Raw genomic sequence first — 17,981 nt, 5'->3', positions numbered from 1 at the left:
CGCCCCCAACCTGCCGCTTCGCGCCAGCCCCCCGAGGGGGGACAAAACTTGGGGCGGCCCGGCGTTTTCTCAGGTGTTCTGGACCACGATATTGGGAAACTTCGACGTCATGTCGCGAGCGCGTTCGGCGATATGGATCGCCACCTTGCGCGCGATCGACCGGTAGATCTCCGCGATGCGTCCTTGCGGGTCGGCCACCACGGTCGGCTTGCCCGAGTCGGCCTGCTCGCGGATCGCAATGTCGAGCGGCAGGCTGCCCAGCACGTCGACGCCGTATTCCTTGCCCATGCGCTCGCCGCCGCCGGCGCCGAAGATATGCTCTTCGTGGCCGCAATTCGAGCAGATATGCATACCCATGTTCTCGACGATGCCGAGGATCGGAATGCCGACCTTCTCGAACATCTTGAGACCCTTCTTCGCGTCGAGCAGCGCGATGTCCTGCGGCGTGGTGACGATCACGGCGCCCGTCACCGGCACGCGTTGCGACAGCGTCAGCTGAATGTCGCCAGTGCCCGGCGGCATGTCGACGATCAGGTAGTCGAGATCGTGCCAGTTGGTCTGCCGCAGCAGTTGTTCCAACGCGGAAGTGGCCATTGGGCCGCGCCACACCATCGGGTTGTCCTGCTCGATCAGGAAGCCGATCGAATTGGCCTGCAAGCCGTGGCCGGTCATCGGGTTCATCGACTTCTCGTCGGGCGACTCGGGGCGGCCGACGATGCCGAGCATCATCGGCAACGAAGGGCCATAGATGTCCGCGTCGAGAATACCGACCGACGCGCCTTCGCTCGCCAGCGCCAGCGCAAGATTCACGGCGGTCGTGCTCTTGCCGACACCGCCCTTGCCCGACGCCACCGCGACGATGTTTTTAACGTTCGGCAACAGTTTCACGCCACGCTGCACGGTATGCGCCGCGATCTGCTGCGACACCTGGACACGCACGTCGGCCACACCCGGCACGGCGCGCAGCGCATCCGAAAATTGCGTGCGGATCGCGTCGAATTGGCGCATGGCCGGATAGCCGAGTACCACGTCGACGCTAACCGTGTCACCCTGCACCGCGACGTTCTTGATGTTCTTGGCGGCCGCGTAGGGCCGGCCGGTGTTGGGGTCAGCGACGGCTGCGAGGGCAGCGTCGACCAAAGCCCGATCGATACTCATTGACACTCCGTGGGGAACACCTGCGGCGCAGCGGAATCGAAATCTCGGCCACGCGCCGGAATTTGAAAGAAATTGTTAGACAGCATTGCGAAAACCAGGCGTGCCGGGCACCCTTCGGGCAGGCGGAACGCCAGGGGGCCGCATCGCTGCATGCTTCAGCCATTATTGTAGTGGCTGGCGGCAAGCCTTGCCGGAAGACCCTTCTTTACTGTCGGACCGAGGCTGAGCAGGGCGTAAGACTTCTCGTATTGTCGAGCCGGCGGCTTTACTGCCGTCAGGTTCGCCGTACGGATTTTTTCATATCGCCGCCTTGCTTGCCTGACTGGCTTCACTCAAAGGAATCAAAAATGAATGCAAAAATTATGACTCGCCTGGCTGTCTTTGCTGTTGCCGGTTCACTGCTGGCGGGTTGCGCCACCCAACAGGGCACCAACACGGCGGTCGGTACGGGCGTGGGCGCCGGCACGGGCGCTGCGCTGGGCGCGATCTTCGGCGGCGGTAAGGGCGCGGCGATCGGCGCGGGCGTCGGCGCGGCGGTGGGCGGCATCACCGGCTACAACTGGCAAGCCATTCACAACAAGCTGTCGGGCGCCACCAAGGGCACCGGCACGCAGATCACCGAACAGCCGGATGGCTCGCTCAAGCTGAACATTCCGAGTTCGGTCACGTTCGACACCAACAGCTACGCGGTCAAGCCGTCGTTCGCGCCGGTGCTGGACCAACTGGCGCAGACCATGCAACAGAATCCGGAACTGATCGCTCAAGTGGTCGGCCACACGGACAGCACGGGCCAGCCGGCGTATAACCAGACGCTGTCGGTCAACCGCGCGGAAAGCGTGACGGGCTACCTGGGCCAGCGCGGCGTCGCGCCGCAGCGCCTGTCGGCACAAGGCTTGGGCCAAACCCAGCCGATCGCCGACAACAACACCGAAGCCGGTCGTGCAGCGAACCGCCGCGTGGAAATCTATCTGCGCGCCACGGCTCAGCACACCACGCAATAAGGACGAGACCGCGGGAGATTGAGAGAGCCGGTCGCTGGGGCTGCATCACCGGCGACCGTTATGCTTTAGCAAGCCGTGGAAGGCGGAAAAAAGGAATCTTGCACGGGAACGAAAAAAATTTCGAACTCTGCGCAAAATCCGCTGTCTGTCTTTACGGTACGTGGCTGGCGATGCCGCCGCGTCACCATTCTCCTCTTGTCGTTGTTGCTCCGGGGTTAATAGCCCCGGTTTTTTTTGGGCGCTCGGTTTACACGCCGCGCCGCCCCGCGATGACTCAGCCCGCGCCCCAGGCGGCCCGCCCCGCGCCCGGCGCCTGCCCTGCTAGAATCAACCTTTCGTCCCACCGCAGGCTCCCACCATCCTTATGTCAGCACCCGTAACCGATCTCTCCGCAGGCGCGCCGTCAGGCCGTCGCCAGATTCTCGTCACGTCGGCCCTTCCGTATGCGAACGGGCAAATCCATATTGGCCATCTGGTCGAATATATCCAGACGGACATCTGGGTCCGGACGTTGCGAATGCACGGGCACGAGGTCTACTACGTGGGCGCCGACGACACGCACGGCACGCCCGTCATGCTGCGCGCGGAGAAAGAAGGTCTCACGCCGAAGCAGCTGATCGACCGCGTTTGGCAGGAACACAAGCGCGACTTCGACAGCTTCGGGATTTCGTTCGACAATTACTACACGACCGACTCCGAAGAGAACCGCGTTCTCAGCGAAAACGTCTATCTGGCGCTCAAGGAAGCGGGCCTGATCGACGCGCGCGATATCGAACAGGCATACGACCCGGTCAAGGAAATGTTCCTGCCGGATCGCTTCATCAAGGGCGAATGCCCGAAATGCGGCGCGAAAGACCAGTACGGCGACAGCTGCGAAGTATGCGGCTCGACTTATCTGCCCACCGAGCTGATCAATCCGTACTCGGTCGTCTCCGGCGCCACGCCGATTCGTAAAACGTCGACGCACTATTTTTTCCGCCTCTCCGATCCGCGCTGCGAGAATTTCCTGCGCGCGTGGGTGGGCGGTCTGGCGCAGCCGGAAGCCACCAACAAGATGCGCGAGTGGCTCGGTGACGCCGGCGAAGCCAAGCTCGCCGATTGGGACATCTCGCGCGACGCGCCGTATTTCGGCTTCGAGATTCCGGGCGCGCCGGGCAAGTATTTCTACGTGTGGCTGGACGCGCCGGTCGGCTACTACGCGAGCTTCAAGAATCTCGCCGAAAAACGCGGTCTCGACTTCGACGCGTGGATTCGCAAGGGTTCGACGGCCGAACAGTATCACTTCATCGGCAAGGACATTCTGTATTTCCACACGCTGTTCTGGCCGGCCATGCTCGAGTTTTCGGGCCACCGCACGCCGACCAACGTGTTCGCACACGGCTTCCTGACCGTGGACGGCGCGAAGATGTCGAAATCGCGCGGCACGTTCATCACCGCGCAGAGCGTGATCGACACGGGGCTGAATCCGGAATGGCTGCGCTACTACTTCGCGGCCAAGCTGAACAGCACGATGGAAGACCTCGACCTGAACCTCGACGACTTCCAGGCGCGCGTGAACAGCGATCTGGTCGGCAAGTACGTGAATATCGCGAGCCGCGCCGCCGGCTTCCTGATCAAGCGCTTCGACGGCCGCGTGCAGGACAGCGCGATGCAGCATCCGCTGCTCGCCTCGCTGCGCGCCGCCGTGCCGCAAATCGCCGCGAACTACGAAGCGCGCGAGTACAACCGCGCGCTGCGTCAGACCATGGAACTGGCCGACGCCGTGAATGCCTACGTCGACACCGCCAAGCCGTGGGATCAGGCGAAAGACCCGGCGAACAGCGTCGCGCTGCATGAAACTTGTACGGTGAGCATCGAAGCGTTCCGGCTGCTGTCGCTGGCGCTCAAGCCGGTGTTGCCGAAGCTCGCCGAAGCGGTCGAAGGCTTCCTCGGCATCGAACCGCTGGTGTGGGCCGACGCCAACGTGCCGCTCAGCTCCGCCCGCCCGATCAACGCGTACAAGCATCTGATGACGCGCGTCGATCCGAAGCAGATCGAAGCGCTGCTGGCCGCCAATCGCGACTCGCTGCAAGCCACGCCGGAAGCCGCCGCTCCGGCCGACGCCAAGGGCAAGTCGAAGGCAGAGAAAGCGGCCGCCGCCGACAAGGACGAAACGCCCGGCGTCATCTCGATCGACGACTTCGCGAAGATCGATTTGCGCATTGCGAAGATCGTCGACTGCAAGGCGGTGGAAGGTTCGGACAAGTTGCTGCAACTCACGCTCGATGTCGGCGAAGAGAAAACCCGCAACGTGTTTTCGGGCATCAAGTCGGCGTATCAGCCGGAGCAACTGGTCGGCAAACTGACGGTGATGGTCGCGAACCTCGCGCCGCGCAAGATGAAGTTCGGCCTGTCCGAAGGCATGGTGCTGGCCGCATCCGCCACCGACGAGAAGGCGGAACCGGGCCTGTATGTGCTCGAGCCGGATAGCGGCGCGAAGCCGGGCATGCGCGTGAAATAAAGCGCGGCGTCTCACGCCGAAGGCACGCATGAAAAAACGGCACGCCCTGAAAAGGCGTGCCGTTTTTATTTGCCTCAGCGCGAAGATTTAAGCGCGCCCGCTGCCCATCACCATCGGATCCGGTCAAAGCGCCGCGTATAGAGCAGATCGACGCCGGAGAACGTGCCGCCGTAAGCCGCGACCGACCAGTAACGCGTCAGGTTGACCGTCGCCTTGATCGCATTGCTCGCCGACTGCAGCCCCTGTTCGTAGCCGATTACGAGCCGCTCGTTGATCGCCTTCGACACCATCACCACCTGCGGATCGGTCAGCCCCACTTCGCTTCGTCCGATCGAAAACTCGTCGAGCCCGAAAGTCTGCGCGATCCGCTTGCCGCTTGCGCTGCCGAGCAGTGCGAGCGCCGTCGTCATCGTGCTTTGCTGGCCGAGGTTATTACCCTGATCCGTGCCGTGGCCGAACAGTAGCCACGAGAGCTTTTCGTTATCCGGCACGTTCGGCTCCGACACCAGCTTCGCCGTCGGGAATTGAACCGTGCCCGTGACCTGCACGCCCGCCTCGACCTGCTGGTTGCGGCGCATGGCCAGGATGTTGATGCCCGGATTGGCCACAGGCCCGTTGAAGGTGAAGAAGCCGTTCTCGATGTTGAGCTTGCGGCCGAACGCGGTGTAGGTCGAGCCCTGCGTGACGCGCACGTTCCCCACCGCGCGCAGCGGCAGGTTCGGCGCGCTCATCGCGGTGATCGTGCCGGTCAGGCCCAGGTCCGCGCCCTGGCCGCGGAAGCGGAAGTTGTTGCCGAGGCTGATGTCGATATTGGCGCGCGGGGCGAACGGGCCAATCGGCTTGTTGGTGCCAGGCACAGGCGGTGGCCGCTCGCCCGCCACCGAACCGTCCGGGCGCACCACCACGACATCGTCGCCGAGCTTCGGCGCGGACTGCTCCGGCATGTCGAACAACGCGTGATCGACGACGAATTTGCCGTTGATCGCCATGCCGCCTTGCGCGCCGGCATTCGCGACGCTCGCGCTGCCCGACAGCGACAGGTTGCGATCCGGCGCCGCGAACAATTCGAGCTTGTCCGCGACGATGCTCGCCGTCAGATCCGGCTCCGCGCCGTCCAGACGCACACGGCCGGTGGCGCGCAAAGTGCCGCTCGCGCCATTGAATTCGACCTGTTGAAAGTCCACCAGATTGTGCGACAGCGCGATGCGCACCACGCCGTCCTTCAACTGCACGCCCTGATCCACCATCGTCGCGGAGAGACCGTCGCCGAGCAGCGAGCCGGTCAGGTTCGGCTTGGCGACGGTGCCGGCGAGCGCAAGCTTGAGCGCGAGGTGGCCGTCGAGCAGATAGCTCGGACCGAACAGGCCGCCGGTGGTTTTCAGCGAAGGCACGTTGGCGTTCACGTTGCCGGTGAGCGCGCCGTCCTCGTTGACGGTCAGGAAGCCGTCGCGCATCACCAGCGTGGTGTGCGCGTCGGCGTCGATCACGCCGATGCGGCTCGCCTGCGCGTGAAAAGTGGCGTTGAGCCGGTTGCCGCCGCTGAATTCGGCGCGCGCGGCGATACTCGAAATACCGAGCGAGGCGAGGCCACGGCCGATTTCAACCGTGACGTCGCCGCTACGGCGCTGCAACTGGATGTGGCCGGTCGCCGTGCTGCCGAGCGCGAAGTCCCAGTCGCCGTCGAACACCAGATCGGTTTTGACGTGCGGCGGCTCACCCGTGATCTCGTGCCGCAGGGCCTGCAGACGCGCGACTGAAATGCCGGTCAAACTGCCTGCCGACTGAATCTTGCCGTGGTCGAAGGCAAAGGTTTTCAGGCTCAGCACCGCGCCTTCGAGCGTGAGCCGCGTCGTGCCGAGCGTCAGGCGGTCCGGCCCGGCGCTGACGGCGAGCGGCGACTCGAGATTCAACGCCGGTGTGCCGCGATTCTGCAGGCGCGTGACGGTGCCGTCCCAGCGCGTGCCGTCGCGCGCTTCGGTCAGCTTGCCGTTGGCGGCCAGCGTGAGATCGAGCGGACGGTCTTGCAGCTTGCCGGTGGCGGCGGCCTCGAGCGTGTGATTGGCGCGCGTGCCGGACAGACGCGCCGTGAGCACGTTCAGATCGACGCCGCCTGCGCTGAGGTTGCGCGCGTCGGTGGTAAAGACCAGCGCGCCGTTCGCGCCGTCGCGCAGTTCGGCGTGCCCTTCCGCGTGGCCGATGCGGTTGCTGCCGAACACCACGCTGTCGGCCTTGTAGTTCAGCACGACATTCGGATGCGCGAACGAGCCGGTGACGTCGCCATCGGCCGCGACGAGTCCGGCGAGACCGAAGCCAAGGCGCTCCAGTTCCGGCGCGTCGACGCGGAACTTCAGCCGGTCGCCGCGTGCGCCGAAGCTGCCTTGCAGATCCACCTGGTTGCCCGCGACCGAGAGGTTCGCGCGGCTCGGCAAAATCCGCGAGCCCGCCAGTTGGATTGTGCCGCCGCCGGTCAACGGCAGGCCGTCGTAGACGCTCGGACCCAGCTTGAATTCGGCCTTGGTCGTGAAGACCGGGCCGAGCATGCCGGCCGCGGTGAGCGTGCCGTTCACACGTGCCTCGATCTTGCGGGCAGGCGGGGCGCCGCGTTTCGGCGGCGGCGGGGTTTTGCGCTCGACTACTTCGCTTTTGACTGCCGCCTTGGCGGTGTTTTTTACGGCGGCGGCGGCTTTGTCGGCGGGCGCGGCGCTTTTTGCGCCGGCCGTGCTGCCCACTTGCGCGGCGGCCTCCGCGGTTTTGCTGTTTTTGGCACGGCTTGCCGACGCTGCCGGCGTCGGTCCAGTCACCGGCTTGCGCGACGGCATCTGTGAAGCCAGCGTCAACGGATCGAAATCGGTCAGCTGCGCTTTCAGGTTGTAGGTGGAATTCGCGTCGTGCTTGAGCGCGCCTGACAGATCGATGCGGCCTTTGCCCGAAGTGATGCGTACGTCATTGAAGCTCATGCGGGCGGGATCGAATGTCACTTTGCCCTGGGCGCGCAGCGCCGCTTTCGGGTCGGCGAGATCGAGTGTGAGGCTCTGCACGTCGTCGTTCAGACGCACGCCGATAGGGCCAGACAGCTGTGTGGGCCGCACCGTTGCTTGCAGCGCGTTCAGGTCGAGGTTGGCGACTTTCAGATCGAACTGCCCACGCTTGCCGCTCAGTGCGCCGCCACCGGTGAGCGTGGCGCTCTTTACGAGCCGCACGTTCAGGTTCGAGATGCGCTGCGCCTGGGCGTCGAGCCGAACGTCGGCGTTGGCGTCGATGATCGGCAGCAGGTTCTGGTCGATCGCACCGGGTTTGGCGTTGACGATCGAGACGTGGCCGGTGACTGCGAAAGTCGCGGCGGGTTTGGCGGTGGTGTCGGGGTTGGCGTCGCGTTTGCCGGTTGTCGCTATGGGTGGTTGCGTTGCGCTGGCGGCATTGCCTGCGCCCGCGAGGGCGCTTTGGCTGGCAGCGCGGCCGGCACTGGCTGCGTTGGCTGAACTGGAAACGCTGGTGGCGTTGGTGGCGTTCGTGGTACTCGCAGCCTTCGTGACGCTCGTGGCATTGCCACCACTCGCCGAACTCGCGGCCTTTGCCGCTGCCTTCGCCCCACTTGCCGCACCGGCCCCGCGCGCAGCGCCTGTCGCACTCGCCGCACTTGCCCCCGTTACCCCACTCGCCCCCAACACGACCTCTTCCGCCGCACCCTGCCCCACCGGCTGCAACTCCGCCCGCACGGCCAGGTCGGCCAACGGCGCGCCGGGCGCAAAAGCCTGCGGGTTGATGTGATCGAAGGTCAGCGTAGCGCGCTGCAACGGCACGTCGCCGAACGGCGTAGCCTCGACCCTCGCATGACCGGCGAGCTTCATGCCGCTTGCATCGAGTTCCGCGATGAGATTCTCCAGCGAGCCGCTCAGATGGCCACCCACCTGCACCGCCTCGTCGTTCACCTTGCCCGAATAGCCGACGTCCCCAGTCAACGGAAACGGCCGCACACCGTCGAGTTTGGCGGCCGCCGTCACCGCGCCGAACGGCGTGTCCAGCCGCTCGATCGCGGCCTCGTGATGACGTCCGTCACTACGTCCATGAAAGACGAAGCGCGAGAATTCGGTCGTCGACGCGCCCTGATGCAGCAGCAGCTTGTCGACCTGGACATCGCGAACGTCGAGCTGCATCGGCAAGCGCAAGTCTTGCGGCAGCTTCACCGGCCCGCTGCTGCTCGACGACGAAGAACCAATACGCGCGTCCACCGTGCCGATATGCAGATAGTCGATGGTGAACCGCCACGGCTCGCGCGCGAGCGCCCAGCGGCCCGCCACGCGGTCGATCTGGATATCGGTGCCGCTGCCGTCGAGGCTGCGCCACCGCACTTGCCGCAATTGCAGGCCATTGGCGAGAGCGCCTCGCTCCAACGTGCCGCTCAGCTTGCCGCCCAGCAGCTTCACCGCCGCCTGCCACGCATAGGCGGTGCCGCGCTCGGTAGTGAGCGCGCCGTACAACAAACCCACGGCCAACGCGAGCAACAGCACCAGCACGGCTACCGTCCACGCGAACGTTTTCAGCAGCAACCGGCCGAGGCGGCGCCTGGGCGGCGGCTGCTGTTCGGGCGGCTGCTCCGGCGGTTGTGCACCGGGCGGCTGCGCGGGAGGTTGGGCGGAAACGTCCGTGGTCATGCGTGGATCATGTGGAAGCAGGTTTTCATCAGAAGGCGATGCCAAGCGTCAGATACGGCCGCACGCTGTTGTTGCGAATGCCGTAGGCGACATCGACGTTGACCGGGCCGACCGGGCTGCGCCAGCGCGCCCCGACACCGACGCCGGGATAAAAGACTTTTTCGCCCCACGTGTCGGTGGCGGTGCCGATGTCGAAGAACGCGGCCGCGCCCCAGTCGTGACTGAACCAATGCTGGTACTCGGCCGAGCCCGTGACGAGATACTTGGTGGGCAGCACCGAACCGTCGACGTTGTTACCGATACTCTGATAGCCATAGCCGCGCACGGAATTCGAGCCGCCCGCGCGAAACAGCAGCGAGGCCGGAATACCGCTCGAAGGGCCGCTCGTGAACACGCCGCCGAGTTCGGCGCGAATCAGCACGAGGTCTTCCTTGCCGATCGGCAGATACTGCTGGCCGCGCGCGTAGCCGCGAATGAAAGTCTGGTCGGTCAGCGCGCCTTTGACCGCGAAGCCCGCCTCGACGTGAATCAGGTTGCCCTTGCGCGGGAACAGCGGGTCGTCGGTATTGCGCCGGGTCCACGACCAAGCCGGCACCAGCGCGCGGCTCGTGGTCGGCGCGAACGCGTTCTGATCGAGCCGGTCCTGGTAGAAGAGGAGCGAGTAGTTGTAGTCGATGAATTGCGAGGTCCGGGCCCGTTGCACGCCGCCGCGGATACTGTAAATGCGCGTGTCGGATACGTCGGTCGTAGTGTAGGACGCCAGCACGCTATTGGTCCACGCACGCGGCCCCGGCGGCATGGCGAGCTGAATTTGCCCGTATTGCTGGATCTGGTCGATGCGCCCCTGGATGGTGAACGGCCACGCTTTGCCGAACGTGTCGAGATACGAATAGGAACCCTGGACCAGCGGGCCGTTGTCCGTCGAGTAGCCGACCCCGCCTCGAATGCTGTTGTACGGATATTCCGACACCTTCACGTGCACCGGCGTCTCGACCGGCTTGGCCGGGTCGCTGTCCACGTCGATCGCGACGCTCGCGTAGTACGGCGTGTTCTGCAACTGCCGCTGCAATTCGGTGATGCGTTGAACGTCGTAGATATCGCCCTCGGAGATCGGGTTCACGTTCTCAACGATCTTTTCCGGATAGCGCCGCGTACCCGATACATCGAGCTTGCCCATCGTGAAGGTCGGCCCACTGTCGTACGTGACCAACAGTTTCGCCTCGTGCGTACGCGGATCGACCCGCGCCTCGGAGTGGTAAATCTTCGCACCCAGATAGCGGCGCGCCTGCAGCGCCTTGAGCGAGGCGTTTTTTGCATCGTCCCAATCGCCCTGCGAGAACGGATCGCCTTCGTGCAGCGAAAATGCGAAGCGCGCGGCGTTTTCCTGGGCCGGATCCTCGGTCAGCACCGGCCCGCGAAACGACAGCGAAATCGATGAGATGACGGTCTGCGGGCCGGGATCGACGCTCACCGTGACGCGCTTCGCATTGTCGATGGTGCGCACGTCGGTGCGCACGACCGGGCTGAAATAGCCCTGCGTGGAGGCCAAGTCGCGGACCTGCTGGGGCGTGGCGGTAATCAGAAACTCGAACTGGTCGTCGCTGATGTCAGGGCGCTTGGCGAAACGCGCGATATCCAGATGCGCCTCGAGCAGCTTGCGCAGCGAGCGCGGCGTGGCTTCGATATCGACCTTGTAGCTGGCCGCTGCTTTTGCGGCGTGGGCGTTGTCGGTTGCAAGCGCCAGCATGACGAGGGCGAATGCCAGCCACGTGCGCAACCAGCGCCGCATGGGCGTGCGATGCCCACGCCCGGAACTGGCCTTGCCGCGCCGCAGCTTGTCGATCGCACACCCCGCCAAACAGGACCTCCAGCCGTGGTTGATGAATTCTTGTCGGTCAGCCGCGCCACGGCGGCCGAAGCACGCTATTTGACCACATCGGCGGGACGCCGCGAGATCTCTAAAACTGTGTCCGCGGCTTGCCGGCGGGCTTTACCGTCGGGTTCGCGCGCGGCGCGCGATGCTGCGTGACGCCGACGCGGGTGTCGGTGCCGATGCCAAAGCGGCTGGCCGGTGCCGGTGCCGTTGCCGTTGCCGCTGCCGTTGCCAGTGCCAGTGCCAGTGCCAGTGCCGCTTGGCCGATGCGGACACCAATGCCACCGTGTCGCGCTAACGCCAAGCGCGCACAACGCCCACAACAGCCGCAATACCGCCACGCCCGCCGCCACGCCCGCCGCCACGCCCGCCGACGCGCCCGCCGACGCGCCCGCCTTTGACGCACGCCCTGCCACGCGGGTTCCGGCTATTTTCACGCGCCGCCCGCCCGGCCTGGCCGCCGTTTTTCGACCGCGCGCCGCGCATGCGGTAAAATTATGGAATAGCAGCGGGCGCCGCGCGAGGCAACGGGCCAATGAGCGCCGGGCAGCCGCCAATTCCTACACCACGGACGTCGAGCCATGTATCAATCGGACATCACCCAGTTCCTGAACCAGCTCAAGCAACAGAAGCCCAATCTGGAAGCCGAACAACGCCGCGGCCGCGCGCTGCTGTGGGACAAACAGCCGATCGATCTGGAAGAACGCGCCGAGCAGAGAGCCTCGCGCGTAGAACAGACGCCTTACTCGTACTATCAAAACTTCTAAGCGCGTGAGTCACGCCGACGAGGCACACGGCGCAGCGCCGGCCGACGCCGCGCTCGCCGCGCCCGCCACCGATTCGACACCGGACATCGTCGACGGCATTGCTTTCGCACGCCTGTACGGCGAGCCGCTCTTCAAGCTGCCGACGGATCTGTACATCCCGCCGGACGCGCTCGAGGTGTTTCTCGAAACGTTCGAAGGACCGCTGGATCTGTTGCTGTACCTGATCCGCAAGCAGAACTTCAACGTGCTCGACATCCCGATGGCGGACGTCACGGTGCAATACCTCGGCTACGTCGACCAGTTGCGTCAGACCAATCTCGAACTCGCGTCCGAGTATCTGCTCATGGCCGCGATGCTGATCGAGATCAAGTCGCGCATGCTGCTGCCGGTAAAGAAAGCCGACAGCGGCGAAGAAGCCGAGGATCCGCGCGCGGAACTCGTGCGGCGCCTGCTCGAATACGAGCAGATGAAGCTCGCCGCGCAGCGCATCGACCAGTTGCCCCAACTCGGGCGCGATTTCCTGCGCGCCGAGGTCTACATCGAGCAAAGCATCACGCCGCGTTTTCCGGACGTGAACAGCGAGGACCTGCGCGCCGCGTGGGCCGACGTGATCAAGCGCGCCAAGCTGGTCCAGCATCACAAGATTTCGCGCGAAGAGCTGTCGGTGCGCGAGCATATGAGCTCGATCCTGCGGCAACTGCAGAACGCGCGCTTCATCGAGTTCTCCGACCTGTTCGACACGAGCAAGGGCGTGCCGGTGGTGGTGGTGAATTTCATCGCCGTGCTCGAGCTGTGCCGTGAATCGCTCGTCGAAATCACCCAGGCGGAGCCGTTCGCACCGATCTATGTGCGCCTCGCCTATCTGCCCGCCTGAAGCCCTCGAACCGGGCGCAATTCCGCCCGGCGGGAGAAGGTGCCTCTTTTCGGTGCGGCAGGCACGCAAATCCACTACAATCCGGCGCTCCGAACCTGTCATTACCAGTGAGGCCGCGGGCCGCGCAATCCCAAGGGTTTTGCGTCCATCCGGTCTTGCGCCGCGCGAGGAAATCCCTGTCCGATCATGAAAGTCATCAGCTCGATCCATGAATTGCGCGACCAGTTGCGCGGCCAGAATCGCACGGCCTTTGTGCCGACCATGGGCAACCTGCACGAGGGCCATCTGTCGCTGATGCGTCTCGCTCGCCAGCACGGCGATCCGGTCGTGGCGAGCATCTTCGTCAACCGGCTGCAGTTCGGTCCGAATGAGGATTTCGACAAATACCCGCGCACGATGGAAGCGGACATCGAAAAGCTCCAGAAGGAAAACGTCTACGTGCTGTTCGCGCCGACGGAAAAGGATCTGTATCCGGAGCCGCAGGAGTACCGCGTGCATCCGCCGCACGATCTGGGCGATATCCTCGAAGGCGAATTCCGGCCCGGTTTCTTCCAGGGCGTGTGCACAGTGGTGATGAAGCTGATGTCGTGCGTGCAGCCGCGCGTCGCCGTGTTCGGCAAGAAGGATTACCAGCAGTTGATGATCGTGCGCCGCATGTGCCACCAGTTCGCGCTGCCCACCGACATCATCGCCGCCGAAACCGTGCGTGACACCGACGGCCTCGCGCTCAGCTCGCGCAATCGCTATTTGCAGGCCGCCGAGCGCGCCGAGGCGCCGATGCTGGCCGCTGAACTGAATCGCGTGCGCGATGCCGTGCTTTCGGGCGAGCGCGACTTCGCAAAAATCGAACAGGCGGCGATGGCGGCTCTCGCCACGCGCGGCTGGCAACCCGACTACATCGCAGTGCGCAAGCGCTCGGATCTGCTGCCGCCGGGTCCGCAAGATGCGAACGCGGAACTGGTCGTGCTGGCCGCCGCCAAGCTTGGCGCCACCCGTCTTATCGACAACCTCGAAATCTGAAGTCGTCTTAGATAGCGTAGACACGCATAAGAAATCTCACAGGATTGGTCATGCAACGCAACATGCTGAAGTCGAAGATCCACCGCGTCGCGGTCACGCACTGCGAGCTGCACTACGAAGGCTCGTGCGCGATCGATGAAGATCTGCTGGAAGCGGCGAACATCGTCGAAAACGAGCGGATCGACATCTGGAACATCAACAACGGCGAGCGTTTCTCGACCTACGCGATCAAGGGCGAACGCGGCAGCGGCATGATTTCGCTGAACGGCTCGGCCGCGCGGCGCGCGCAGCTGGGCGATCTGGTGATTATTGCGGCGTTCGCGGTGGTGGATGAAGCGGAACTGAAGACCGGCTGGAAGCCGGACCTGGTATTCGTGGACGAAAACAACAAGATCAAGGGCAGCCGCGATCACGTACCGACGCAGAACTGGACCTGAGCGCGCTGTTGTTCAATTGAGCGTTCGTTACGCTCGCCGTGCGGAGGGTTGTCTAGGGCGAGCCACAGCGCAGGGGCGTCAGATACTGATCTGGACCAGAGCAACTCGTAGTCCACTGGCGCACGCCTCGCGCGAAGCCCTCAGGATTAACAACTTGGGCCGCATCATCATGCAGCGGGCGGCCGGGCCGCCTGCCCTGCCGCTTCAACCCTTCTTGCCCGTGCCGTTAGTCCACTCGACGATCGGCTGCCACTGCTCCAGATCCTTCTCCACGCGGCTTTTCGCGACGTCCCACAAGGTCAGCCCGTGGGCCGCCAGTTGCACGTAATTCTGCGTGTCGCGCAAGAAGCCCAGCACCGGCAGCTTCAAACCCTCGACAAAGCGGTGCAGTTGCTCCGCCGAGCGCGTGCGCGCATCGACGCGCATGCCGACCACGCCGATTTCGATCGCGCCTTTCCTGACCGCTTTTTCCTTGGCGAGCCGCTCAAGGAATTCCTGGGTGGCCAGAATATCGAACATGGACGGCTGGAGCGGCACGATCACCTTGTCGGCCAGATCCAGCGCGATACTCAGACGATTGCCGTGCAGCCCGGCCGGCGTGTCGATGACAGCGTGCTCCAGCCCTTTGGGCGGTCTGGCCGGCGCGTCCTGATTGACTTCCCAGGTTTCGATGGCCGGCAGCGTGTCGGGCCGCAGCGACAGCCACGCGTGCGCGGACTGCTGCTTGTCCAGGTCCGCCAGCGCGACCCATTCGCCGGCCGCGGCGAAATAGCCGGCCAGATTGGTCGACAGCGTACTTTTACCCACGCCGCCCTTCGGATTCGCCACCACGATCACCGTCATGAATTCTCCCGGAAAGAAGGCTGGACGCCGCCAGCCGGTTTGCCGCGTATTTGCTCTGACCTGCGCAAGTGTGCCCGCATTCGTGCCGGACTCGTGCCGGGTTCAGGTCCACTTGCCGACCCAGCCGTTGATAATATCGACAAATGCACGTTGGCCGAAGCCCCCAAACGGGTAATTGGCCGCCGTGCCCCGCCGATTTTTCCATCGAGGAACCGAATCTCATGAGCAAACTCCGCCCGGAATGCACCGTCGAACACCTCCACGAACGCCAGGCAGGCTCGCTGCCCGCCTTGCTGGGCGTGCATGTGCTGTCGCTGGAAGAAGGCGTCCTAACCGCGGAATTGACCGTGCGCAAGGAATTGCTGGCGCCGAACGGGTTTTTGCATGCCGCCACCGTGATCGGTCTCGCCGATACCGCCTGCGGCTACGCCTGCATTGCGCATCTGCCGCAGACGGCGCGCAATTTCACGACCATCGAGCTGAAAAGCAATTTTCTCGGCACGGCGACGGAAGGAACGATTCGCGCGGTCGCGAAAGGCGTGCATCTCGGGCGCAACACGCAAGTGTGGGACGCCACGGTCACCGATCCGAACGGCAAGACGATGGCGTTGTTTCGTTGTACGCAGATGGTGTTGTATTGATTGCATCAACGCGGCGCAGCGCGGCGTCGCGCCATGAAAAAAAAGCACGCGGCCTTCCGGGCGCGTGCCTTCGATTGCAAGCGTGGACCGATCAGGCAGCCACCGCCCGCGGCGCCTTCACCCCGCTAAACGCCAGCGCTCCGCCACCCAGCAGCGATTGCACCACCAACGTCACCGCCCAGAACGCCGGATATTCCCAGCCGCCGTTCGGCGATGCGAAACCCCAGCCGTTATGCAGATGCTGCGACATCGCGCCGAGCATGAACGGCAGCAGCACCAGCGCGACCCAGCGGACCTGCACGCCGAGCAGCAGCGCAATGCCGCCGAACAATTCGACGAACGCCGTCACGTAGCCGAGCCAACCCGGCAAGCCGAGCGAGACGAAGAACTGCGCCGTGCCGGGCAGCGTGAAGACGAAAATCTTTTGCAGACTGTGAGCGAGATACAGCACGCCCAAGGCGACGCGAAGGAGTAAAGCGGCGAGATCGGCGGAGCGGTTCGAGTTCATGACGAGATCCTTGTCGAAAGAGTCGGCCCCGAGGCGGCCGTCGATGTCAGAACTCTATTCGAACCATATGAGGCGAAAAACCGCTCTACAGGCTTTGATTCTTTCCCAGTAGGATTTAATCAGCGCTGCGCGCTCAACGCCCCATCACCCAATCGACGCAAACAATTTCGGCAGATCGAGATGCTCCGCGAGCGTATCCGCGAGACGTTCCAACGACGCCTCGCGCAACGCCGGGTAATCGATTTCCTCAGCATCGGTCAAACCCGCCCACGCGAGCAAGGCGGCGCACGCGGCCGGCGTGTCGAACAGACCGTGCACGTAAGTCGCGAGAATCTGGCCATCGGCGGAAATCGCGCCGTCGGGATACGCCGCCTGCGCGTCGCCCAATCGCAGCGCGGGCGCGTCGAGCGCCGGGCCGCGCGTCTCGCCCATATGAATTTCGTAGCCGGCGACGTCGGGCGAACCGGGCAACGCCAGGCGTCCGGTCACGTTCTTCAGCGTCTTCTCACGCGTGAGCACCGTCGAGTAGTCGAGCCAGCCGAGTCCCGCCGACGTCCCCGGCGCGCCCTCCACACCATGCGGATCGGCCACCTCGCGCCCGAGCATCTGCATGCCGCCGCAAATGCCGATCACACGGCCGCCATAACGCAAATGCTTTTGCAGCACCGCGTCCCAGCCTTGCGCGCGCAAAAACGCCAGGTCGCCGGGCACGTTCTTCGAGCCAGGCAAAATGATCAGATCGGCCGGCGGCACCGGCGTACCGCTTCGCACGTAATGAAAATCGACCTGCGGATGCGCGCGCAAGGCGTCGAAATCCGTGTGATTGCTGATGTGCGGCAGCACGGGCACGACCACTCGCAGCATGCGCGCCGCGCCGCCGCTGTGCGCCGCGCGCAATTCGGGCGGCAGCATGTCTTCGGCGTCGAGCGTCAGGCCGTGCAGATAGGGAATCACGCCGAGCACCGGTTTGCCGGTCTTCGCTTCGAGCCAGTCCAAACCGGGCTTCAGCAAACTGACGTCGCCGCGAAAGCGGTTGATGATGAAGCCGCGCACCCGCGCCTGCTCGCTCGCCGACAGACACGCGAGCGTGCCCGTGAGATGGGCGAAGACGCCGCCGCGGTCGATATCGGCCACCAGCACGACCGGGCAATCGACCGCCTCCGCGAAACCCATGTTGGCGATGTCGCGATCGCGCAAATTGATCTCGGCCGGACTGCCCGCGCCTTCGACAAAAATCGTCTCGTACGACGCCTGCAGACGCGCATACGATTGCAGCACCGCTTCGAATGCGACGGGTTTGTAGTCGTGATACGCCCGCGCGTCGAGATTCATGCGCGCCTTGCCGTGAATGATCACCTGCGCGCCGCGATCGCTCGTCGGTTTCAGCAGCACCGGGTTCAGATCGGTGTGCGCGGCAATGCCCGCGGCAACCGCCTGCAAAGCCTGGGCGCGGCCGATCTCGCCGCCGTCCACCGTCACCGCGCTGTTGAGCGCCATGTTCTGCGGCTTGAACGGCGCGACCCGCACCCCGGCGCGGCGCGCGAGCCGGCACAGACCGGCGACCAGCGTGCTCTTGCCCGCATCGGACGTGGTGCCTTGGATCATCAGCGTGCCGCGCGGCACGGGTACGGCGTCAGGCAGGGTCGAAGTGGTGGTCACGGATCCTCGGGCTCGGAGAACAGGCATCAATTCAGGCAATGGATCGGG

At 64.5% G+C, this 17,981-nt stretch carries 13 protein-coding genes; 7 read left to right on the top strand and 6 right to left on the bottom strand.

Annotated features, from left to right (window positions below; all coding sequences use genetic code 11):
- Positions 1-69 precede the first annotated feature (69 nt).
- Positions 70-1,158, bottom strand: coding sequence for an iron-sulfur cluster carrier protein ApbC (gene apbC, locus ACQKRQ_RS22135; protein WP_132375680.1), 1,089 nt, complete (start codon positions 1,156-1,158; stop codon positions 70-72).
- 347 nt (positions 1,159-1,505) lie between these two features.
- On the opposite strand from apbC, the gene ACQKRQ_RS22130 reads away from it, so the two are divergent.
- Together ACQKRQ_RS22130 and metG are read left to right on the top strand one after the other, a co-directional pair.
- Entirely contained in the window at positions 1,506-2,159 is a 654-nt protein-coding gene (locus tag ACQKRQ_RS22130) for an OmpA family protein (protein WP_132375682.1), read from the top strand.
- A 364-nt stretch (positions 2,160-2,523) separates the two neighbouring features.
- A complete protein-coding gene (gene metG / locus ACQKRQ_RS22125) occupies positions 2,524-4,659 on the top strand; it encodes a methionine--tRNA ligase (RefSeq protein ID WP_427479412.1) in 2,136 nt (711 codons plus the stop codon).
- A gap of 107 nt (positions 4,660-4,766) precedes the next feature.
- Here the strand turns inward: metG and ACQKRQ_RS22120 are convergent, their stop codons facing one another.
- Both ACQKRQ_RS22120 and ACQKRQ_RS22115 read right to left on the bottom strand, forming a co-directional pair.
- On the bottom strand, positions 4,767-9,311 hold the full coding sequence (locus ACQKRQ_RS22120) for a translocation/assembly module TamB domain-containing protein (RefSeq protein WP_427479410.1): 4,545 nt from the start codon (positions 9,309-9,311) through the stop codon (positions 4,767-4,769).
- Positions 9,312-9,339: 28 nt separating this feature from the next.
- Positions 9,340-11,169, bottom strand: coding sequence for an autotransporter assembly complex protein TamA (locus ACQKRQ_RS22115; RefSeq protein ID WP_427479408.1), 1,830 nt, complete (start codon positions 11,167-11,169; stop codon positions 9,340-9,342).
- A 596-nt stretch (positions 11,170-11,765) separates the two neighbouring features.
- On the opposite strand from ACQKRQ_RS22115, the gene ACQKRQ_RS22110 reads away from it, so the two are divergent.
- The 4 genes from ACQKRQ_RS22110 to panD all read left to right on the top strand — a co-directional run bounded on the left by ACQKRQ_RS22110 (position 11,766) and on the right by panD (position 14,282).
- On the top strand, positions 11,766-11,951 hold the full coding sequence (locus tag ACQKRQ_RS22110; protein WP_175150426.1) for a DUF3460 family protein: 186 nt from the start codon (positions 11,766-11,768) through the stop codon (positions 11,949-11,951).
- 4 nt (positions 11,952-11,955) lie between these two features.
- Positions 11,956-12,825 (top strand): segregation and condensation protein A, encoded by an 870-nt coding sequence (locus tag ACQKRQ_RS22105; protein WP_408180692.1) that lies wholly within the window; start codon positions 11,956-11,958, stop codon positions 12,823-12,825.
- A gap of 186 nt (positions 12,826-13,011) precedes the next feature.
- Positions 13,012-13,845, top strand: coding sequence for a pantoate--beta-alanine ligase (panC, locus tag ACQKRQ_RS22100; protein WP_132375692.1), 834 nt, complete (start codon positions 13,012-13,014; stop codon positions 13,843-13,845).
- A gap of 50 nt (positions 13,846-13,895) precedes the next feature.
- A complete protein-coding gene (gene panD / locus ACQKRQ_RS22095; RefSeq protein ID WP_427479405.1) occupies positions 13,896-14,282 on the top strand; it encodes an aspartate 1-decarboxylase in 387 nt (128 codons plus the stop codon).
- A 204-nt stretch (positions 14,283-14,486) separates the two neighbouring features.
- On the opposite strand, the gene ACQKRQ_RS22090 is transcribed toward panD, so the two are convergent.
- Positions 14,487-15,125 (bottom strand): AAA family ATPase, encoded by a 639-nt coding sequence (locus ACQKRQ_RS22090; RefSeq protein ID WP_408320276.1) that lies wholly within the window; start codon positions 15,123-15,125, stop codon positions 14,487-14,489.
- Positions 15,126-15,346: 221 nt separating this feature from the next.
- Here ACQKRQ_RS22090 and ACQKRQ_RS22085 point away from each other — a divergent pair, with 221 nt between their 5' ends.
- Positions 15,347-15,766, top strand: a complete 420-nt coding sequence (locus tag ACQKRQ_RS22085; protein ID WP_427479403.1) for a PaaI family thioesterase — start codon at positions 15,347-15,349, stop codon at positions 15,764-15,766.
- A gap of 91 nt (positions 15,767-15,857) precedes the next feature.
- On the opposite strand, the gene ACQKRQ_RS22080 is transcribed toward ACQKRQ_RS22085, so the two are convergent.
- Positions 15,858-16,274 (bottom strand): DoxX family protein, encoded by a 417-nt coding sequence (locus tag ACQKRQ_RS22080; RefSeq protein ID WP_408180696.1) that lies wholly within the window; start codon positions 16,272-16,274, stop codon positions 15,858-15,860.
- Between the two features lie 144 nt (positions 16,275-16,418).
- Complete coding sequence (locus ACQKRQ_RS22075) at positions 16,419-17,879, bottom strand: cobyric acid synthase (RefSeq protein ID WP_427479798.1); 1,461 nt, start codon at positions 17,877-17,879, stop codon at positions 16,419-16,421.
- Between the last annotated feature and the right edge of the window lie 102 nt (positions 17,880-17,981).

This window comes from Paraburkholderia sp. NPDC080076 (assembly GCF_050281145.1).
In the GTDB taxonomy this organism is placed as follows: Bacteria; Pseudomonadota; Gammaproteobacteria; order Burkholderiales; family Burkholderiaceae; genus Paraburkholderia.
This window is presented reverse-complemented; position numbering and strand designations above follow the sequence as displayed.